Origin of the sequence: Pontibacter indicus (assembly GCF_900156345.1) — a bacterium.
GTDB classification, from domain to species: Bacteria; Bacteroidota; Bacteroidia; order Cytophagales; family Hymenobacteraceae; genus Pontibacter; species Pontibacter indicus.
The window spans coordinates 1,235,028-1,254,815 of the sequence record NZ_FTPP01000002.1; the positions used below are offsets into that span (position 1 = coordinate 1,235,028).

At 51.2% G+C, this 19,788-nt stretch carries 19 protein-coding genes; 12 read left to right on the forward strand and 7 right to left on the reverse strand.

What is annotated here, in order from left to right; translation table 11 throughout:
* Positions 1 to 16 precede the first annotated feature (16 nt).
* Positions 17 to 661, forward strand: coding sequence for an outer membrane lipoprotein periplasmic chaperone LolA1 (gene lolA1, locus B0B12_RS14295; protein WP_076669912.1), 645 nt, complete (start codon positions 17 to 19; stop codon positions 659 to 661).
* A 76-nt stretch (positions 662 to 737) separates the two neighbouring features.
* Here lolA1 and B0B12_RS14300 read toward each other — a convergent pair whose 3' ends face one another.
* On the reverse strand, positions 738 to 1,136 hold the full coding sequence (locus B0B12_RS14300; RefSeq protein WP_076669915.1) for a hypothetical protein: 399 nt from the start codon (positions 1,134 to 1,136) through the stop codon (positions 738 to 740).
* 178 nt (positions 1,137 to 1,314) lie between these two features.
* On the opposite strand from B0B12_RS14300, the gene pyrF reads away from it, so the two are divergent.
* The 3 genes from pyrF to B0B12_RS14320 all read left to right on the forward strand — a co-directional run bounded on the left by pyrF (position 1,315) and on the right by B0B12_RS14320 (position 4,371).
* Positions 1,315 to 2,145, forward strand: coding sequence for an orotidine-5'-phosphate decarboxylase (gene pyrF / locus B0B12_RS14305; protein ID WP_076669918.1), 831 nt, complete (start codon positions 1,315 to 1,317; stop codon positions 2,143 to 2,145).
* 279 nt (positions 2,146 to 2,424) lie between these two features.
* Positions 2,425 to 2,895 carry a hypothetical protein gene (locus B0B12_RS14310; protein WP_076669921.1) on the forward strand — a complete coding sequence of 157 codons (471 nt, stop codon included), beginning with the start codon at positions 2,425 to 2,427 and terminating at the stop codon, positions 2,893 to 2,895.
* Positions 2,896 to 3,510: 615 nt separating this feature from the next.
* The gene (locus tag B0B12_RS14320; protein ID WP_076669927.1) at positions 3,511 to 4,371 is read left to right on the forward strand and encodes a hypothetical protein; all 861 of its coding nucleotides are present in this window, start codon (positions 3,511 to 3,513) and stop codon (positions 4,369 to 4,371) included.
* Between the two features lie 52 nt (positions 4,372 to 4,423).
* Here B0B12_RS14320 and B0B12_RS14325 read toward each other — a convergent pair whose 3' ends face one another.
* The 3 genes from B0B12_RS14325 to B0B12_RS14335 all read right to left on the reverse strand — a co-directional run bounded on the left by B0B12_RS14325 (position 4,424) and on the right by B0B12_RS14335 (position 7,721).
* The gene (locus tag B0B12_RS14325; protein WP_076669929.1) at positions 4,424 to 5,518 is read right to left on the reverse strand and encodes an FUSC family protein; all 1,095 of its coding nucleotides are present in this window, start codon (positions 5,516 to 5,518) and stop codon (positions 4,424 to 4,426) included.
* Positions 5,519 to 5,609: 91 nt separating this feature from the next.
* Positions 5,610 to 7,253 carry an ABC-F family ATP-binding cassette domain-containing protein gene (locus B0B12_RS14330; protein WP_076669933.1) on the reverse strand — a complete coding sequence of 548 codons (1,644 nt, stop codon included), beginning with the start codon at positions 7,251 to 7,253 and terminating at the stop codon, positions 5,610 to 5,612.
* Positions 7,254 to 7,313: 60 nt separating this feature from the next.
* Entirely contained in the window at positions 7,314 to 7,721 is a 408-nt protein-coding gene (locus B0B12_RS14335) for a four helix bundle protein (protein WP_244554717.1), read from the reverse strand.
* A gap of 75 nt (positions 7,722 to 7,796) precedes the next feature.
* Between B0B12_RS14335 and B0B12_RS14340 the strand changes: the two genes are divergently transcribed.
* The 5 genes from B0B12_RS14340 (at position 7,797) to B0B12_RS14360 (ending at position 13,557) form a co-directional block, all read left to right on the forward strand.
* Positions 7,797 to 9,086: a DUF2851 family protein gene (locus B0B12_RS14340; protein ID WP_076669939.1), complete on the forward strand. Its 1,290-nt coding sequence runs from the start codon at positions 7,797 to 7,799 to the stop codon at positions 9,084 to 9,086.
* Positions 9,083 to 10,420 (forward strand): hypothetical protein, encoded by a 1,338-nt coding sequence (locus B0B12_RS14345; RefSeq protein WP_076669942.1) that lies wholly within the window; start codon positions 9,083 to 9,085, stop codon positions 10,418 to 10,420. Before B0B12_RS14340 ends, B0B12_RS14345 begins: the two co-directional genes overlap by 4 nt.
* 40 nt (positions 10,421 to 10,460) lie before the next feature.
* Positions 10,461 to 11,096 carry a NeuD/PglB/VioB family sugar acetyltransferase gene (locus B0B12_RS14350; RefSeq protein ID WP_076669945.1) on the forward strand — a complete coding sequence of 212 codons (636 nt, stop codon included), beginning with the start codon at positions 10,461 to 10,463 and terminating at the stop codon, positions 11,094 to 11,096.
* 235 nt (positions 11,097 to 11,331) lie between these two features.
* Positions 11,332 to 12,300 carry an oxygen-dependent tRNA uridine(34) hydroxylase TrhO gene (trhO, locus tag B0B12_RS14355; RefSeq protein ID WP_076669949.1) on the forward strand — a complete coding sequence of 323 codons (969 nt, stop codon included), beginning with the start codon at positions 11,332 to 11,334 and terminating at the stop codon, positions 12,298 to 12,300.
* A 402-nt stretch (positions 12,301 to 12,702) separates the two neighbouring features.
* Complete coding sequence (locus B0B12_RS14360; RefSeq protein ID WP_076669952.1) at positions 12,703 to 13,557, forward strand: nucleoside phosphorylase; 855 nt, start codon at positions 12,703 to 12,705, stop codon at positions 13,555 to 13,557.
* A 248-nt stretch (positions 13,558 to 13,805) separates the two neighbouring features.
* Here B0B12_RS14360 and B0B12_RS14365 read toward each other — a convergent pair whose 3' ends face one another.
* Positions 13,806 to 14,105 (reverse strand): hypothetical protein, encoded by a 300-nt coding sequence (locus B0B12_RS14365; RefSeq protein WP_076669955.1) that lies wholly within the window; start codon positions 14,103 to 14,105, stop codon positions 13,806 to 13,808.
* Between the two features lie 93 nt (positions 14,106 to 14,198).
* Positions 14,199 to 15,215: an acyl-CoA reductase gene (locus B0B12_RS14370; RefSeq protein WP_076669958.1), complete on the reverse strand. Its 1,017-nt coding sequence runs from the start codon at positions 15,213 to 15,215 to the stop codon at positions 14,199 to 14,201.
* A gap of 108 nt (positions 15,216 to 15,323) precedes the next feature.
* Here B0B12_RS14370 and B0B12_RS14375 point away from each other — a divergent pair, with 108 nt between their 5' ends.
* From B0B12_RS14375 to B0B12_RS14385, 3 genes are all read left to right on the forward strand, one after another.
* The gene (locus tag B0B12_RS14375; protein WP_076669961.1) at positions 15,324 to 15,674 is read left to right on the forward strand and encodes a 4Fe-4S dicluster domain-containing protein; all 351 of its coding nucleotides are present in this window, start codon (positions 15,324 to 15,326) and stop codon (positions 15,672 to 15,674) included.
* Between the two features lie 79 nt (positions 15,675 to 15,753).
* Positions 15,754 to 16,326: a pentapeptide repeat-containing protein gene (locus tag B0B12_RS14380; protein WP_076669964.1), complete on the forward strand. Its 573-nt coding sequence runs from the start codon at positions 15,754 to 15,756 to the stop codon at positions 16,324 to 16,326.
* 161 nt (positions 16,327 to 16,487) lie between these two features.
* Complete coding sequence (locus B0B12_RS14385) at positions 16,488 to 19,115, forward strand: valine--tRNA ligase (RefSeq protein WP_076669967.1); 2,628 nt, start codon at positions 16,488 to 16,490, stop codon at positions 19,113 to 19,115.
* 63 nt (positions 19,116 to 19,178) lie between these two features.
* On the opposite strand, the gene B0B12_RS14390 is transcribed toward B0B12_RS14385, so the two are convergent.
* On the reverse strand, positions 19,179 to 19,775 hold the full coding sequence (locus tag B0B12_RS14390; RefSeq protein WP_076669970.1) for a hypothetical protein: 597 nt from the start codon (positions 19,773 to 19,775) through the stop codon (positions 19,179 to 19,181).
* Positions 19,776 to 19,788: the final 13 nt, after the last annotated feature.

The window sequence follows — 19,788 nt, forward strand, 5'->3', positions numbered from 1 at the left end:
AGACAATCACTAAGACATGAAACGAGTATTATCCCTTTTGCTGGCTTTCGTACTGTTTGCAAACCTGGCCCATGCGCAGCAGGACCCCAAAGCAGGCAAAATACTGGACCAGATGAGCCAGAAGTACAGAAGTATGAAAGCTTTTAAAGCGACTTTTGCACAGACGCTGGAGAACCCTTCTTCCAAAGTAAAGGAAACCATGGAAGGCGACATCCTGGTGAGCGGCCCGAAATACAGACTGGCCGTGAGCGGGCAGGAGATCATCAGCGACGGTAAACTGATGTGGACTTACCTGAAAGAGGTAAATGAAGTGACTATCACGGAGTCCGACGCAGAGGCAGAGGCCATGGCGCCGAGTAAGATCTTCGACATGTACAAGAAGGGCTACAAGTATGCCTACGCCGGCACCGAGAAGCAGGGCGCTGATACCTTCGATGTGATTGAGCTGGCCCCGGAAGATCGCAGCAATCCGATTTTTAAGGTGCGTCTGTTCATCAACCAGAAGGACAAATCGCTGAAGAGCTGGCAGATGTTCCGTAACAACGGCAGCCGCTATACCTATACCATCAAAAACTTCCAGGCAAACCCTGCCTTGGCTTCCGATGCCTTTAGCTTTAACAAAGCCAAGTACAAGGGCGTGCAGGTAGTAGATTTAAGATAAGCCAACCAATTTTATGATAAAAAGGAAAGAGCTGCTCTGTTAGGGCAGCTCTTTTTTTGTAGGTATAGCAGGCAGCCTAAGAAGCCTCGACCTGGATGGTCGTTACAATAAAGCCCACCTGAGGCGTGGAGCGGAACCGGAAGGTATAGGTGCCCGCCTCGGTTGGCCGAAAGGTATACGTGGCCTTGCGGATAGGCAGATCGTCGGTGCAAATAGTGCCTTTATACTTGGCCACAACTCGCATGGTCGTCTCCTTACCGGTTGTACTCACATCAAAAGAGCCAAACTGTCCGCAGCCTCCGTTCACCTGAAAGTACACCTCTATTGACACGGTTTCACCTAACTGGGCCGTTGCCGGTGCCTCGACGCGCACGGTGGGCGCAGGCCGCTCCTGTGCAGGAGGTTCAGAATCTTCTTTAGAACAGCTGGAGGTGGATAAGGCAATGAGGGCGAGAAGGCAGAAGATTCGTATCATGTTCGTTTGTTTTTAGGTGCTGTATATCAAGTCGATCCCGATTGTGCGGAAAGGGTTGCAAGGCTGGGCAGATTTGGGCCCGCACCTTAATTAATGGCGGGTGCAGGTATAAAAAATTTGTAGCTGCCCCTAAATAAACTAGCTTTGCTATACCTGAACACTAGCTCCTATACCTATCATGACCAGAGAAAAGCTGTTTGAGCAGATCCTCCAGAAAAAGTCCTACCTGTGCATTGGCCTCGACACTGACCCCAAGCGCCTGCCCGAGCACCTGCTCGACCACGAAGACCCGGTGTTTGAGTTCAACCGCCAGATCGTGGAAGCCACTGCTGACCTATGTGTGGCCTACAAGCCAAACATTGCCTTTTATGAAGCACAGGGGCCGAAGGGTTGGGTGAGCCTGGAGAAAACGCTGGAAATTATACCGGAGGAGATCTTCACGATAGCCGACGCCAAGCGCGGCGACATCGGGAACACGTCGGAGCTGTACGCCCGCGCCTTTTTCGAGACCATGAACTTCGACTCCATCACGGTGGCTCCTTACATGGGCGCCGATTCGGTGAAACCGTTCCTGGTGCAGCCGGGCCGTTGGGTTATCCTGTTGGCACTTACTTCCAACCCAGGCAGCAAGGACTTTCAGATGCTAAAGCTGTCGGACGGAAACGAGGAGTACCTCTTTGAGCAGGTGCTGCGCGAGAGTGCCAACTGGGCCAGCGTGGGGCAGATGATGTATGTGGTAGGCGCTACGCAGGGCGAGTACATTGAGCGGGTGCGGGCCATTGTTCCGAATCACTTTCTGCTCGTGCCAGGTGTGGGCGCGCAGGGCGGCAGTCTGGAAGAGATTTCCCGACTGGGTATGAACCAGCAGTGCGGCCTTTTGGTCAACTCATCCCGTGCCATTATCTACGCCTCCTCCGGCCGCGATTTTGCCGAGCGTTCCCGCGAAGCCGCGCTGGAAGTGCAAAAGGAAATGGAGCAATATTTGGAGCAGTATGTAACGCATTTGTAAGAGAAGACAGCAGTTTGAAACTGCATTGATAAAGAGCCGCTATACCTGAAACACAAGGTATAGCGGCTTTTTTGTTGTGCAGGCGGCTTGAAAAAGTTATGAAAATATTAGATATATTAACTATATTGGATTGGGTTATAAAATGTGGCTGATTGGGCTGCCTGGTAGTTTTTGCTGTAGGGCCTTGAATTAACCATAGATAAAAACCTCCACACATAGTGCAGATAGTAGGAGTAGGTACTCCTACTATACTCTAGTTATGCTTAATGTGAATCAAGAATGAAAAAAGCTGTATCGCTTACTCAACTTTATCTACTGCTTACGCTTGTTTTGTTTTCGTGTGAATCAACAGAAGAAGCAGAAGTGAGTGTGCCTTCGATAGAAGTTGAGAAGAAGCAATTAGCTGCAAGTGCCGATACATCAGAATCACATATATGCCCTATCGAAATACCTTGCTATCAACTAACGGAGGACAGTGTAAAGCCACTCAGTCTTCAGAAGGATTACCATGGCTTAGTTGTTCTGAAAGCAGAGTATGATAGGGAAAGCCTAAAGTTCAACAAGTACGAAATCATGGTAGAAAGGCTCCGCTACAAGGAGTCTGAAGAGCCGTTTGAAATGACAGATAACGAATTGGAGCAACTACTACCAATCCTGATAAATCATGTTGAATACATTCAATTGAAAAGAAGTAATCAAGAAGACTGTACAGAACCGTCATTGTTCTATCTGCCAATCAGAATAGAATAAAAACCACTTAGCATAACCCTGCACAGGCTCCATATTCGGCTATGCCTCATTCGTAGCCTGTACTAAACGTTAGTCTTTATAAAAATGATAGAATGAATATATTAATGAGCCGTTTATTTATCCCTATTCTACTATATTCTGTGGTATACAATTACGACTGTATAACATACAAGAGAATCGAGAAAGAGAGAAAAGGATTAGGCTTCACACATTTCCAAGACTTAATTAGTATATGTGAAAGTGATTCTACATTTAAACATACTATTCATCTTCAGATAAGAAAAGCAGGTGTGGTTAAGAATGTTGAGGAGGAGATAAACATTGGTAAATGGCATATAAATAAAGATACACTAATACTAACTCACTCCAATATTGAATTAGTTAACAAGTATATTATCGGGAGGAATAGACTAACCCATGTTAGCAATAGTCCATTGAGTGGTAAGTTTAAATGGAAGTATTATTCAGGGCCCTATTCTGTCATCAAGAAAAAAAGGCATAACAGATGATTGTTTATCAATGCAATTTAATAAAGTACTACATAGCCTAACCATACCTTTACCATAGCTTCGCCATGGCAAAGCCCAGTCCGTTACATCACCTAACCCAGAACCCATGAACAGGAGCAAAGAAGTTTTGCAAGTACAGCTGCTTCGCTATGTTATTTTGGTGGCGGGTGTGGCATTACTTCCCAACAAACTTCTGGCGCAAAAAGAGTTCTATACCCCCAAATCGCTCTTCATCCCGCTTCACGATCAGAAAAATCAGTTGCATATGTCTTTTGGTAGAGGCGGGGGCTATGACGTTACCCTGTCTTATGCCTTCACAAATAAGCTGGCCTTGTTCACTGCCGCCACCTTCGACAAAGGCACAAAGAAGAGGATCAGCATAATCGGTGACAGGTATGATGTTGACAGGAATGACTATACTTTCAAAGGCGGCTTGGGCTACTTCAGCAGGACAGATAATAACGAGTTTCCGCTACTAGAGGCTTATGTGGGTGCAGGTATAACCGAGGTGGACAACTACTGGCACTTTAAGGGCGATGCAGATGGAGAAGTCACGCAGGCACGATACTGGAGCGTATTCGGTCAAATTAATGCGGGCAAAAGGCTGACGAAAAGTGAGTACGGGCTTGGGTTGCGGCTTACGTATGCGCAGTACACGGACTTCAACTTCCGCAACACCCATCCCAATGCGAGTGCCACGCAAAGCAACTATCAGAACCTGAGAGGCCTGACCGCTGACCCGGCCATAAGCGCGGGCTATACCCTATATGGGGTAAACATCAATGCGCAGATAGGGGTGGCAATTCCTTTGTTCGCCCCATCTGTAGAGCGAACGGACACCCACATCAGTTACGAAGGATCAACGGAAACAAAGACTTTTAGAAGCTCAGAGGACAAAATTCACTTATACGCCCTGATAGGCAGACTGAGCGTGCAATATAAATTGAACTTTAATCAGAAGAAGTGAAAGAAGAGAGCATCCTGTATGCCTGGCTATACCTTTCTTAACGGTTGCTCTACTAACCCCACCTTTCCTTCCTCAAAATCGCAACCCGCGTTTTCCGGAGTTGCCGCACCGCATTGTGCCGCAGTTTCTGGTGATACAGTACCCATCCACCCAACGCCCCGATCAAACTGCCGAGCACGATATCCACGAAGCGGGTATAGATGAGCGCATTGGGATCGGCCGTCATGGCACTGCCAGCCTCCGCCAGAAAGAGGGTCATGGGTGTGATGAAGATGACCGCCAGACCGTAGTGCCGCACCACCAGCATCTCGATGATGAACTGCAGGAGGATGATGCTAAGGCAGATGGCCAGTGGGGTAGAGGTATAGGGAAGCAACAGCCAGGTCAGTCCCAGCCCGATGAAGGTGCCCAGAATACGCTGAAAGCTCCGTTGCCAGACATGCCTTAAACTGACTCCTTGCATTACGGCCAGGCATGAGATCGGCACCCAGTAAGGCTTTTCCAGCTGCAGCAGTTGCCCTGCCAGTAGAGAGCCGCCCACAAACAGGCCCACCACCACCGATTCCACCAGGTTAGAGTACACGCTTTTCTTGACCACCAGCAGTTCGGTCACAGGCTTTTGTTTCCGGAGCATGAGCAGGCTGTAGAAGAAGGCCAGCACACAGGCCAGCATCGTGCCCATCCCAATCAAGCCAATGCGCGTCGGAATGGAGTCCAGCTCAAATGGCATGGTGCCGGCAATGGAGGTGATCATGATGAAGAAGAAGCTGCCCGGCGGTTTCATGGCGAAGTAGTTGGCCACCCAGTGCACCGCCAGCGCAAACAGGCCCACAAACAGCGAAGAAAGATACGGGTTGAAGCTAAAGGTAACGCCTACCGCCAGCGACACCATAAACCCAAACGAACAGCTGATCACCGTGATCATGCGATGGACCAGGGTCGTATTCGTGGGCAGGTATAGGATTACGAGCCCGCCGATACAGCCCAGTATACCATAGTCGAGGCGGCCACTGGCGAAGCCTGCTAGCAGGGGCAGGCCGGTGCACAGCGAGGCCAGCACCGGTATGTGCCAGAGCCGCTCGGTCTTCTTCAGTTCGAACAGCGCTCTAGCCTCCGCGCGTATGATTTGTCTGATCTGCTGCATCATCTGAATTGCATACTGCTGTGTACCTGAAGGGTTGTCGACAGGTATAGCGACGCACAAAAAAGCCCCGGCTTTGGACCGGGGCTCAGGTTTATTACTTGGCTACGGTACGTTCAATCTCCCGCAGGTTCTCCATTTTCTTGTTTTTGAGGAAGCCGTTGATGTCCTCGAAGTGTTCGCGCACGCGCTTGTTGCCAAACTCAAACACCTTGTCGGCCAGCCCGTCGAGGAAGTCGCGGTCGTGCGATACGAGGATGATCGTGCCGTCGAAGGCCTTGAGCGCATCTTTGAGGATGTCCTTGGTCTTGATGTCGAGGTGGTTGGTTGGTTCGTCCAGAATCAGCAGGTTCACCGGCTGCAGCAGGAGCTTGATCATGGCCAGTCGCGTCTTCTCACCGCCCGACAGCACTTTCACTTTCTTCTCGATGGTATCGCCGCTGAACATAAAGGCACCCAACAGGTCCTTCACGCGGGTACGGGCATCGCCCACGGCAATCTCGTCGATGGTCTGGAACACGGTCAGTTCGCCGTCGAGCAGGGCGGCCTGGTTCTGGGCAAAATAGCCGATCAGGCAGTTGTGGCCCAGTTGCAGCTTGCCCTCAAAATCGATCTCGCCCATAATGGCTTTTACCATTGTAGACTTACCCTCGCCGTTCTTGCCCACAAAGGCCACTTTCTCGCCCCGGTTTATCGTCATGGAAGCGTCTTTGAACACGGTATAGTCGCCGTACTTTTTGGTCAGCTCTTCGACTATAACCGGGTAGTTGCCTGAGCGCGGTGCAGGCGGGAATTTAACATTCAGAGCCGAGGTGTCCACCTCGTCCACCTCCACGACCTCCATCTTCTCCAGCATCTTCACCCGCGACTGTACCTGCAGCGTCTTCGAGTAAGTGCCCTTGAAGCGGTCAATGAACGTCTGAATATCAGCAATCTCTTTCTGCTGGTCATCGAACTGCTTTTGCTGCTGCTCGCGGCGCTCTTTGCGCAGTTGCAGGTATTGGCTGTAGGTTACCTTGTAGTCGTAAATGCGGCCCATCGTCACCTCAATGGTGCGGTTGGTGATGTTGTCCACGAAAGTTTTATCGTGCGAGATCACGATCACAGCCTTGGCGTTGTTCACCAGGAAGTCCTCCAGCCATTGGATCGACTCGATGTCGAGGTGGTTGGTCGGTTCATCGAGCAGGATCAGGTCCGGCTTCTGGAGCAGGATCTTGGCCAGCTCGATGCGCATGCGCCAGCCACCGCTGAACTCAGTGGTAGAGCGGGTGAAGTCTTCGCGGGAAAAACCGAGACCTTTCAGTGTTTGCTCTACCTCCGCGTCGAAGTTGATCTCTTCGATGGAGTAGTATTTTTCGCCCAACTCCGATACCTGCTCAATGATCTTGTAGTATTCATCAGAGTCGTAGTCGGTGCGGGTTTCGAGCTCGGCGTTGAGTGCATCCATCTGCTTTTTCATGTCGAGCACTTTGGCAAAGGCCTTGGATGCCTCTTCGAACACGGTGCAGTTGTCTTCAGTGAGCAGGTGCTGCGGCAGGTAGGCGATCACGGCATCCTTCGGGGCCGACACCTTGCCACGGGTGGGCTTGCTGGCGCCCGCTATAATTTTGAGCAGGGTAGACTTGCCCGCTCCGTTTTTCCCCATCAGGGCGATGCGGTCGTTTTCGTTGATGTTGAAAGAAACATTGCTGAAAAGGGCCGCCCCATTGAACTCCACGCTCACCGCGTCAACTGAAATCATAATCGTTTAATTTTAAGGCTGCAAAGATAGTGAAGTTTGGGGGTTTAAGAGTTGGAGATTTTAGGAGTTGTTGCGTTTGTAAGATGATTTTCTAATTGTGACCAGGATGGCCGTCAGTTCGTTGGCTTCTTGCTTAAGTGAAGCAAGACGGCTTGCTGCTACTATTTCTGATTCTTCTAACAGTTCTATCCAGAAAAGCGATTCGTCAGCTTCTTCAAGTGCTATACCTATCTTAGCTGCAAATTCGGCATTGGAGCGTGCTCGACATGCAGCGCGGTAGTTGGCAGCAACTGATGTGGCAGACCTTAGCAGCTGCTTTCCCAGAACATAGGCATCAGCCTGCCATGGCAGCGCCCTGAACAAACGTATACATCGCAGCGCAAATTCCTTTGTCCGTTGTTTCAGGCTTTCCCCAAAAGCAAAATTGCTTACCCTCTCCAAACTCTCCATTCTCAAATCTTCATTCATAACTCTCTAACTCCTAAACTCTCTAACTCCCAAACTTATAATTTCGTAAAACTTCCCCAACCACAACCACCGCTCATGAAAGAAGAGTTCCTGCACTACATCTGGCAGCATCAGTATTTCGACAAAACGGATTTGAACACGGTGGAGGGGGAGCAGGTGCAGGTGCTGCGGGTGGGTATGTACAATACCGACGCGGGGCCGGATTTCAAGGAGGCCATCATCAGAGTAGGAGAGGTGGAGTGGTCGGGGAGCGTGGAGATACACCTGCGCGGCTCGGACTGGCGGCGGCACCAGCACCAGCTCGACTTCAAGTATAACCAGGTAGTGCTCCATGTGGTGTGGGAAGCCGATGAAGCTGTAAAGCGAACTGACGGTACTACTATACCTACGTTGGAGCTGAAAAATAGGGTAAACCTGGCCATGCTCCATACCTACGAACAACTGCGGCGGGCACCTTTTGCTATACCTTGCGCCGGCTTCTGGCCCCATGTGCCCGACATCACCAAAACCATGATGCTGGGCCGCGCCCTCACCGAGCGGCTTGAGCTAAAAGGAGAGGAGGTGCTGCAGGTATACCACCAGCTTGGCAACGATTGGGAAGCCACGGCATTTCAAGTGCTATGCAAAGGCTTCGGTTTCAAAATTAACCAGGAACCTTTCGAGCGATTAGCCCGCGCCCTGCCCATGCAGGTGGTGCGCAAGCATCAGCATGATTTGTTTCAACTCGAAGCCCTGCTGTTCGGGCAAGCTGGTTTCCTGGCGGAGCCGGTTGATGATTATAGCGCCACGCTGGCCAAAGAACATGCCTACCTGAGCCGCAAGTATAGCCTGCAGGAACTCACCATGCCCCGCCACCACTGGAACTTCCTGCGCATGCGTCCCGCCAACTTTCCCACGGTTCGATTGGCGCAACTGGCGGCGCTGCTACACAAGCATAAGAGTCTGTTTTCCACCATTATCCAAACCGAAGGGGCCAAAAATTACGATGCGCTGTGGCCCGCACCCGTGTCGGCATATTGGCAAAAACATTATACCTTTGGGGCAGAGTCTAAGGCAGTGCAGGTGCAACTGGGTAAGTCGAGCGTGCAAAACCTGACCATCAACGTGGCAGCGCCCTTGTTGGCAGCTTACGCCGTGCACATGCAGCAGTTGGAGCACCTCGACAAAGCGGTGAACCTGCTCGAAAAGGTGAAGGAAGCCAGCAACCGCATCACGCGGCAGTACGAGGAGCTGGGCTGGAAAGCCGCCTCGGCCGCCGACAACCAGGCCGCCCTCGGACTCTACAAACGCTACTGCCAGCCGGTCAACTGCCTGCGCTGCGCCATTGGCAACAAGATTATGAAGCAAAATCTACCAACTACGTGAGTATACTGATCTACGGCCTGAACCTGTTGGTACTGGCTGGGCTAATCTGGGGGCTCTGGAAACAGGACTGTAACCCCAAATTGCGGCCTTACTTATTCCCGACACTGCTACTCAAACTTGCCTGCGGGCTCCTGATCGGGGTGCTGAGCTTTCATGTGTACGACAAAGGCGACACCCAACTCTATTACCAGCGCGCCCTCCTGATGACCGACCTGGCCCACGAGCAAGGTATAGGTGCCTACCTGCAGTATCTTTTCACTAACGACCCTACAGGCACAACGCTACAGGGGCTGCAGAAGCCATTTTATGAAAGCGCCTGGAACATGCCGCGCCTGTTGAGCGTGCCCATGTTGTTGACAAACGGCAACTACTACCTCAGTTCGCTCTACCTGTCGCTGTTCAGTTTTGCCGGGCTTTGGTTTTTTGTGAACGCGCTTGCCCGTTATTTTCCAACAACGGCTATACCAGCTGTGGTGGCCTTCCTGGCTTTTCCGTCGGTAGTCTTCTGGTCATCAGGCGTGCTCAAAGAGAGCGTGCTGATGGGAGGTATGGGGCTGCTCCTGGGCAGTAGTCTATACCTGCTGTTCGGAAAAAGAAAGCCCTTGCTATACCTGTCGCTCGCTTTGGTGGGCCTATACCTGATCTGGCTGGTGAAATACTTTGTGGCCGTGGCGCTCGCACTTACGCTGGCCTTGTCGCTGCTCTTGAAGCTGATTTTCTACAACCCGAAGCTGGCGCACATTCACTGGGTGCTGAAGGGTCTGGCGTTGATGGTGCTGTTTTCAGGTATAGCCTGGCTCGGCACGCAGCTCAACCCTAATCTGCACCTGGAGGCCTTGCCGGATGTAGTGTATGGCAACTACCAGGTCAGCCTGCTGGCCTCGCAGGGCAAACCGCGCATTGATTTTCCTTTCCTGGAGCCAACTTACCTGAGCTTTATTCTTCACTCGCAACTGGCTTTTATCGGCATGTTGTTTCGCCCCTTTATTTGGGAGGCCTATAACATACGTACGTTCGTAGCGGCCTTCGAAAATACCTTGTTATTGGTGCTGGCTTTCGGCTTTTTGCGCGATCTCTTTGAAGCGGGACGGGTTAAGTGGCGGTATGGCTACATGCTGACGGCGCTGCTCGTTTTTGTGTTTGTGATGGGCGTTTTACTGGCGTACAGCATGCCGAACCTGGGTACACTTAACAGGTATAGAGTAGTGGTGCTGCCTTTTGTGGTATACCTGCTGCTGCTCTGCAAAACAAACAGCGAGCTGTTACGCTACCTTTTGTCTGCCCGCCAGCGCCAACCTGAGGAAGACGAGCCCGCACAAATCGCAGCAGATTAGCGCTAATCTTCGTACCTTTGCACCTTATTTGACATAGGCTATGCAAAATCCGGTAATCATACTTGGTGCCCAGAAACTGGGTACGGCAGCTCTCGACATTTTCAACAGCAACAACGTGGTGGTGTACTGCTTCCTCGACGACAGCAAGGAACTCCAGCAGCAGGAACTGAACAATGTGTCAGTGATGAGCGGTACAGAAGACAGCGAATTCCTGAAACTGATTGGCAAAAAATGCGACGTGTTTGTGGCCGTAGAGGACTCTGCCGCCCGCAAAGGACTGGTAAAAATGCTCAAAGATGAGTACAAAGTAGTGCCTGTCAACGCGATCCATAAATTCAGCGCCGTATCAGAATTTGCCTGGCTCGGTCACGGCAACATGATCGGGGCGGGTGCAATTGTGGGCAACAACTCCAAAATCGGCGACAACAACATCATCGAGTCCCGCGCGCTGATCGATACCAAAGCCGAGATTGGTGACAACGTGCAGATCGGCGCAGGAGCCATCATCAACTCCGAAGTAGTAGTGGAAGATGGTGCTTTTATCGGTTCAGGAGCGGTGATCGTGTCTGGCGTGAAGATCGGCAAGAACGCTCGTGTAGGTGCTGGTTCTGTGGTAGTTGCCAACGTACCTGCCAAAGCCACCGTGTTCGGTAACCCCGCTGCACCGGTTAAGTAATTTTATACCTGCACAGTTCTCGAAAACCGAACTGACCAAAGTCATTTTTGGTTAAAGAGAAAAATAAGAAATTTGCGAGCAGTTAGAAAGTTGAATCATGTAGGGACAGGTCGTGACCTGTCTGAATCGTGCACAGGCAATCATGCATGAGCAACAATTTAACCATCAGCAATTTAACAATAGCCCCGCAGGGGTAAACAATTTAAATCAAACACTTAGCTGAAACTAAGCAGTTATGAACAAACCCTACAGCATACTTCTGTACTACTGCTACACACCGATAGCAGATCCTGAGACGTTCCGGGAGGAGCACCATTTACTTTGCCTGGAGCTGAATCTGCTCGGCCGCATCATCATATCCAAAGAGGGCCTTAACGGCACTGTGTCGGGTCTGAAAGAAGATTGCGACAAGTACATGGAAATCGTGAAAGCCGACCCGCGCTTCGCTAAGGTGGATTTTAAAGTGGACGAATCAGACAAGCACGCTTTTGCCAAGCTGCACGTGCGTACAAAAGCCGAAATCGTTCACTCCGGCCTGCTGCACATCGACCCGAACGTGCGTACCGGTATACACCTGGAGCCGAAGGAGTTCAAGGCGATGAAGGACCGCGAAGACGTGGTGATCATGGACATGCGCTCGGATTACGAGTACAGCGTGGGCCGTTTCAAAAACGCCGTGACCCTGGACATTGAGAACTTCCGTGAATTTCCGGAGAAAATCGATGCCCTGAAAGAAGAACTCAAAGGCAAGAAAATCCTGACCTACTGCACAGGCGGTATCAAGTGCGAAAAAGCCAGCGCCTTCCTGTTGGAGCAGGGTTTTGAGGACGTGTACCAGCTGCATGGCGGCATCATCAAATATGGCAAAGAGGCCGGCGGCGAAGACTTTGAGGGCAAATGCTATGTATTCGATAACCGTGTGGCGGTAGATGTGAACACAGTGAACCCCAAGGTGATCTCGAAGTGTCACGTGTGTGGCACAGAGGAAGACCGTATGGTGAACTGCGCCAACCCGGTGTGCAACCTGCATGTGCCGATCTGCGAGAAATGCGGTTGGGAACTGGAGGGAGCCTGCTCTACTGAGTGCAAGGAGCACCCGGAAAAGCGCCCGTACGACGGCACCGGCTACTATCAAAAGAACCTGAACGGCTATAATCCACTAAAAGGATTCAACCGTCGCAAGACTTCTAACGTATCTAAATAAGTATTCTCTAAAGCTTAGAAAAGCGTGTGCCCAGATGGCCGCGCTTTTCTTTGTTTATAATAAATTCGTATCACGACACACGTAGCACGACTTTTTTGACGAAGAACTTTTTGACAGTAGACATAGGACTGGCTTACGAATCATCTTGTGCTAATGCTTTTTCGGATTTGCAATCCGAAAGTATAGTAACAGCGGATTTGTAATCCGATTTGCAGAGGCTTTGCTAGTGGTGGGCCTGCGGATTACAAAGCTGCATACCAATTGGTTATGTATTGCAAATCCAGAACAGCAATAAGCAGCAAGGGTATAGCTACTTTCCGGAGAATCCTTTGTCAAAAGTTCTATCTTATGTCATTTCACAAAGAAAAGTCTTGATACCTGATACCAAAAAACAACAACTACATGGCAATTCCAGCATCAGAACTGATCATCAATCAAAACGACACCATCTATCACCTCAACCTGGAGCCGGAGCACATTTCGGATACCATCATCACAGTGGGCGATCCTGACCGTGTACCGATGGTGAGTAAGTATTTCGACGAGATCGAGGTACAGATCACCAAGCGTGAGTTTGTGACCCACACCGGCTACTACAAAGGCAAGCGCATTACGGTCATCTCAACAGGTATGGGCACCGACAACATCGATATTCTGATGAACGAGCTGGACGCGCTGGTGAACATCGATTTTCGGACGCGGGAGGTAAACGAGGAGAAAATCTCACTGAAGATCGTGCGAATTGGCACCTCAGGCTCGCTGCAGTCGGATATTCCGCTGGGCAGTCACCTGGCTTCACATTACGGCATCGGGCTGGACTCGCTGATGGAGTTTTACCCGTTGGAGCAAAACGAAAATGAGCAAAGTATCTCCAAAGCCCTGCAGGAGCAGTTGGGTGTCGGTTTCCGTCCTTATGTGGTGAACGGCTCCAAAATGCTGATCGACAAGATCGCTTTCGACATGATTCCGGGTAATACACTGACCTGCCCGGGCTTCTACGCCCCGCAAGGCCGTGTGCTGCGTGGCGGCCTCCGCAACCCAGACCTGCTCAAGGTATACCAGGACTTCAAGGTATGCGACTTCCGCTTCACCAACTTCGAGATGGAAACTGCCGGCTACTATGCCATGGGCCGCCTCCTGGGCCACGAAATGTTGTCACTCAACGCCATTGTAGCCAACCGCATCTCCCAAGAGTTCGCAACAAACGCCGAAGAGGTAATTGACAGCCTGATCGTAAAGGTGCTGGATAGGATTTAGCGAGTTACTGACTGAGTGATTGAGCGATTTTTGATCTAGAGGGGAAATTTGTAGGGACAAGTCGCGACCTGTCCGAATGGTGCACCAGTACGCCGCTCTTTAATTTTAAAAACCAATAAGTTGTAAAGGCTCAGAGCCCTGCAAAACAAAAACAGCCCGCTGCGAATCGTCGTTAGCGGGCTGTTATGCTTTTATATGGTTCAGTCTACAGGTATAGAGACAAATCAGGTAGTTAAGGTGTGGCATCACTAACTGTTCTCTATTTTAAGGACAGACCGAAGAGGCAGAAATGTACCTGATTTCAGAAGCAAAAACTTGTCGTCGTAGCACCAAACGGTGGTTTCCACTTTTTTTACATCGCCATCGTCGGTGCAAAACGTAATGGTGGCTTTGTTGTGGTAGGCGTTGCCCAAAATAGTGGCGCGGTTTGCTTCGTAATGCCGCATGCTACGGGCAGTGGGATCTTTCAGCACATCTTCGGTGCCAAAACGCAACATCGGTATGCGCTCCTTTTCAATCAGGCTAGGTTTTTTCTCGGTCCTCTTCATAGTTATCAAAATTTAGTGTTGGCAGGTATATAACCACAAAACATGCCATACTGTAATTTTGGTTCTATGCAGAGGCCCGATTTTAAGGCTGTGCTATACGTGCAAGCCCTGCAAAAACGCCATTGTATCTACGCCGTCGGCATAGTCCCATGGCATCGGGCACTGGGCGTCGCCGAATGGGATGCTGCCCTCTAGCCAGCCGTGGGCCGAAACCACGCACTGGGTCTTGTCCTTCACGGCAGCCAGTTTGTGGCGCAGGTCGGGTAGGGAGGTGAAGGTCTCGTAGAACAGCACCGAAATAGGGGAGACCAGTTGCTCACTCTCCTGCACCAGCAAAAAGCCGTTGTCGAAGTGCGGCACACGGTTCACCAGCATGATGGACTTGTTGTAGTCGTAGTTGTTCTGGTACTTGTGGTGGTTGAGGATCGTTTTGTGGTGCTCGTTGGCCTCAAACAGCTTGTTGAAGGTATACCCCTCGGGCACGTATACCTTGGAGACGTTGCGGCAGCCCAAACCATAGTACTGGAAAATGTCGTTGCCCAAAGCACGCAGGTCCTCATCCTCTTCGTGTCCGGTCAGTATGCCGATGCTGGTGCGGTTCTTCCGGATGATGTGCGGCCGCTTGGCAAAATAGTACTCGAAGTAGCGGGCCGTGTTGTCGGAGCCAGTCGCGATGATGGCGTCGGCTCCCTTGAGCATGTCCACGAACTCAAACTGGTTGGCAAAGGCAGGCTCTATACCTACCAGCATGCTGGCAAGGCGGCGCATGAGCACGTCGTCATCCGAGCTCAGCTTGGCCAGCAGGTGGTGCCCGCTCAGCAAAACCGACAGAAAATCGTGGAAACCGACCATCGGAATGTTGCCTGCCATCACCACGCCAACCTTTTTGGGTGTAACCTGTTTGAGGTGGTAGGGGTAAAGCCATTCACGGAGATACTGTTCATCGAGCATGGTCGTGACGCCCTGCAGGGCTGCTGAAACATTTTCCTCATCAAACCACGGGTTCTTGGCCTGTGCTATCAGGGACAGTGCTTTGCGCTCTTCCGGCGTCAAATCCTGCAGTTGCTTTCCCAACTTCACGAATGCTTCGATTCTGTTCTCTAATGTCATGGCTGGCCGCTGTGTTAAAAATTATTTGATAAGGATACTTAATGTTCCTAATTTTGTTCGGTAAATAAAGCGATACAAAAGTACTAAAAATATACAGGAGATACGATTATGGCGATAATGATCACTGATGAATGTATAAACTGTGGCGCCTGCGAACCAGAATGTCCGAACACTGCCATTTACGAAGGCGGTGCGGAATGGACCTGGGGCGGCGGCACGGCTCTGAAAGAAGTAGAGATCGACGGCGGCGAGATCATCCCTGGTGACGCTGCGCAGACTCCTATTTCGGACGAGTTCTACTACATTGTATCAGATAAGTGTACTGAGTGCATGGGCTTCCACGAGGAGCCTCAGTGTGCTGCTGTCTGCCCGGTGGATTGCTGCGTCGATGACCCAGATTACCGTGAGACAGAAGAAGAGCTGTTGGCAAAAAAAGACTGGCTGCACCAGGCCAGCTAAGGTATAGCCAATATCAAAAGCACAAAAACCTGTCTCTTACGGCAGGTTTTTTTATTTTTAGCGAATTTAAGTTATACCTATGGAAGAGCAATTGCACCAGGACAAGACATTCGAGAAGATCAGCTACCCGAACAAAGCCATTAAGGGCAGGGAGTTCGAAGACTGCGTGTTCAAAAACTGCGACTTCTCCAACGCCGATTTCTCTTACAACCGCTTTGCCGACTGCACGTTTGTGTGCTGCAACCTGACCATGCTCAAACTGCTCGGGTCAACGCTGAACAACGTCACGTTCAAGGAGTGCAAGCTCACAGGTATAAATTTCAGCGAGTGCGAGGAGTTTCTGTTCACAGTTGGTTTCGACAATTGCCTGATGGACTATACCTCTTTCCTGCGCCGCAAAATGCCAAAGACATCTTTTACCGATTGCTCTTTAAAAAATGCGGTGTTTGAGCAGGCTGTTTTAACAAAAGCCAAGTTTGACAATGCGGATCTGGCCGGGGCAGTTTTCGAGCATGCACAGCTAAGCGAGGCTGATTTTAGTACGGCCTATAACTACACGATCGACCCGGAGATTAATAGCATCAAAAGGGCAAAATTCTCGCAGGATGGGTTGGCTGGCTTGCTCACCAGGTACGACATCCGAGTCGTCTGACAGGTATAGCCTGTACCTATACCTGATAACCTCCGGGCTGTATCCTCCCGCAGGTGTTTTCTTATACCTGAGGAGCGAACAATCAGCAAATAGCAATCAACAATTAAATCAAAATGCCTAATTTTGCCAATTAGCGCAAAAAGCAGAAAAACTAGTATACGATGTCGATTTCAACAAAATATAACCCCAGAGAAGTAGAGGAGAAGTGGTATAGCAGTTGGATGGAGCGCGGCTTCTTCCGTTCTAAGCCCAACCCGAAAAAGGAGCCCTACACCATCGTGATTCCGCCGCCAAACGTTACGGGCGTGCTACACATGGGCCACATGCTCAACAACACGATTCAGGATGTGCTCATCCGTCGTGCGCGCATGAAGGGCAAAGAGGCATGCTGGGTGCCGGGCACCGACCACGCTTCCATCGCCACCGAGGCTAAGGTAGTGGCCATGCTCAAGGAAAGAGGCATCAACAAGAGCGACATCACGCGCGAGGAATTCTTGGAATATGCCTGGGAGTGGAAAGAGAAATACGGCGGCATCATTCTGGAGCAGCTCAAGAAACTGGGCGCCTCCTGCGACTGGGACCGTACCCGCTTCACGATGGAGGATGACCTGAGCGCGGCCGTGATCGAGGTGTTCGTGGACTTGTACCGCAAAGGCCTGATCTACCGCGGTGTGCGCATGGTAAACTGGGACCCGCAGGGCCGCACCGCCCTGTCGGACGAAGAAGTGGTGCCGAAAGATACCATGGCCAAAATGTACCACCTCAACTACGAAGTAGTAGGTGCAGCCGAGCCGACTTACATCACCGTAGCCACTTCGCGTCCGGAGACGATCATGGCCGATGTGGCCGTAGCCGTAAACCCGAACGACGAGCGCTATACCCACCTGCACGGTAAGTCGGTGCGTATACCTTTGCTGGGCAAGGAAATCCCGGTAATTCTGGATGAATACGTGTCGATCGAGTTCGGTACGGGTGCCCTGAAAGTAACGCCGGCGCACGACCTGAACGACTACGAGCTGGGGCAGAAGCATAACCTGCCGACCATCGACATCTTGAACGACGACGGCACCCTGAATGCGAAAGCGCAGCTATATGTAGGCCAAGACCGCTTTGCCGCCCGTCGCAATATCGTAAAAGACCTGCAGGAAGCTGGTCTGTTGGTGAAGATTGACGAGTATGCGAGCGTTTTGCAGACATCAGAGCGTACCGGAGCCGTAATCGAGCCGCGTTTGTCGATGCAGTGGTGGTGCAAAATGGAGGAGATGGCTAAGCCTGCCCTCGACGCCGTGATGAATGACGAGATCCGTCTGCACCCGCCGAAGTTCAAGAACATGTACCGTTCCTGGATGGAGGGCATCCGCGACTGGTGTATTTCGCGTCAGCTGTGGTGGGGCCAGCGTATACCAGCATACTACCTGCCAGACGGCTCGTTTGTAGTGGCGACCACGCCTGAGGAGGCACTGGAACTGGCCCGCAAGCAAAGCGGTAACGATAGCCTGCAAGCCGAAGACCTGCGTCAGGACGATGATGTGCTCGACACGTGGTTCTCTTCCTGGCTGTGGCCTATTTCGGTGTTCGACGGTTTTAAAGATCCGGACAACAAAGATATTCTGTACTACTACCCGACCAATGACCTGGTGACGGCCCCGGAGATTTTGTTCTTCTGGGTAGCCCGTATGATCATGGCCGGCTACGAGTTCCGCAAAGAGGCGCCGTTCCGCAACGTATACCTGACCGGTATTGTGCGCGACGCGCAGGGCCGCAAGATGTCCAAATCGCTGGGCAACTCACCTGACCCGCTCGACCTGATCGACCAGTACGGTGCCGACGGCGTGCGTGCCGGTATGCTTTTCAGCTCCCCAGCTGGCAACGATTTGCTGTTCGACGAGAAGCTGGTAGAGCAGGGCCGTAACTTCAGCAACAAGATCTGGAACGCCTACCGCCTGATTAAAGGCTGGGAAGTAGACGAGAGCCTGCCTTGCCCGAACGAAACGGCCATGGCTTGGTTCGATTCCCGCTTCAACGAGGCTTTTGTACAGATCGAGGATCACTTCAGCAAGTTCCGTATTTCGGATGCGCTATTGTCGGTATACAAACTGGTATGGGACGACTTCTGCTCGAGCTACCTGGAGATGATCAAGCCGGCCTACCAGCAGCCGATCGACAAGCAGACGCTCGATACGACCATCGTATACCTGGAGAAGATTCTGAAAGTGTTGCATCCGTTCATGCCGTTCATCACGGAGGAGATCTGGCAGGACCTGAAAGAGCGCAAGGAGAAGGAGTTCCTGATCGTGGCGCCGTGGCCGAAGCAAGATAAGTTCGACAAGGAGCTGAACGAGAAAATGGAGAGCGTGCTGAAGATTGTAGCCGCCATCCGCAACATCCGCAACTCCAAGAATATATCGCCTAACAAGTCGCTTGACCTGGCCATCAAGGTGATGAATCAGGATGGATATGACAAGTTTGAAAGCATCATCCGTAAGCTGGCGAACATAAGCGAGATAAGCTTTGTGCAGGAGAACGTAGAGGGCGCCATTAGCTTTGTGGAGGCCGGCGACGAGTTCTTCATCCCGATGGAGGGCAACATCGACGTGGAGGCCGAGCGTGAGCGTTTGCAGAAGGAGCTGGAGTATACCAAAGGCTTCCTGAATTCGGTGGTGAAGAAGCTTAGCAACGAGCGTTTTGTGAGCGGTGCACCGGAAGCGGTAATCGCCAATGAGCGCAAGAAACAGGCTGATGCTGAAGCGAAGATCCACGCCATTGAGCAGAGCCTGGCCTCGCTTTAAGGTATAAGGTATAGCATGTAAAATGGCAGCGGCCGCTCTCGTAAGGGAGCGGCCGCTGTTGTTTTATTCCTTGCTTAGCTGTACTACCAACTGATCCAATTCATCTTTCATTTTCGGCATGATGTCACTCAGGCCTTGCTTTTTCTTCGAATAGACAAGTTCCACGTGGCGGTCGTCGATTTTGTACTCCAGCAGCCCTTGTTCGTCTTCAGTGAGGTAATACAGCTTAATGGGCGCATCTGCCGTGGAAACGGTGTAGGTGCGAAACTTGAAGTTGTTCTGGATGCGCTGCTGCGTGGGCGCCCGATCCTCCAGGTAGCGCTGCGTCACGACGGTGTCGAGTGCCAGCGTGGTTTCGATCTGGTGGATGGCTTTGATGTTCCCTTCATCAAAGCGCCATGTCTGTATATGGTGCTTGCCTTGCTGCCTCGCGCTATACCTGCTTTGCGACAGGTTGATGCTGGCCATCACATAAAATAATTCCAGGTCGCTCTCAACTGTCCGCAAAGATGGACTTAGGGTAGCGTTGTCGCTGATAAAGACAGAGGTGTTGGCAAGTATTTTAGCATCCTTGCCAAGGTCCTGACCTAACTGCAGGTTACTGTCCTGATGCAGGATGAAGGCGAAGAGTACAGGAAACAGAAGTGAAAGTGGCGTCATAGCTGTTGGGTTT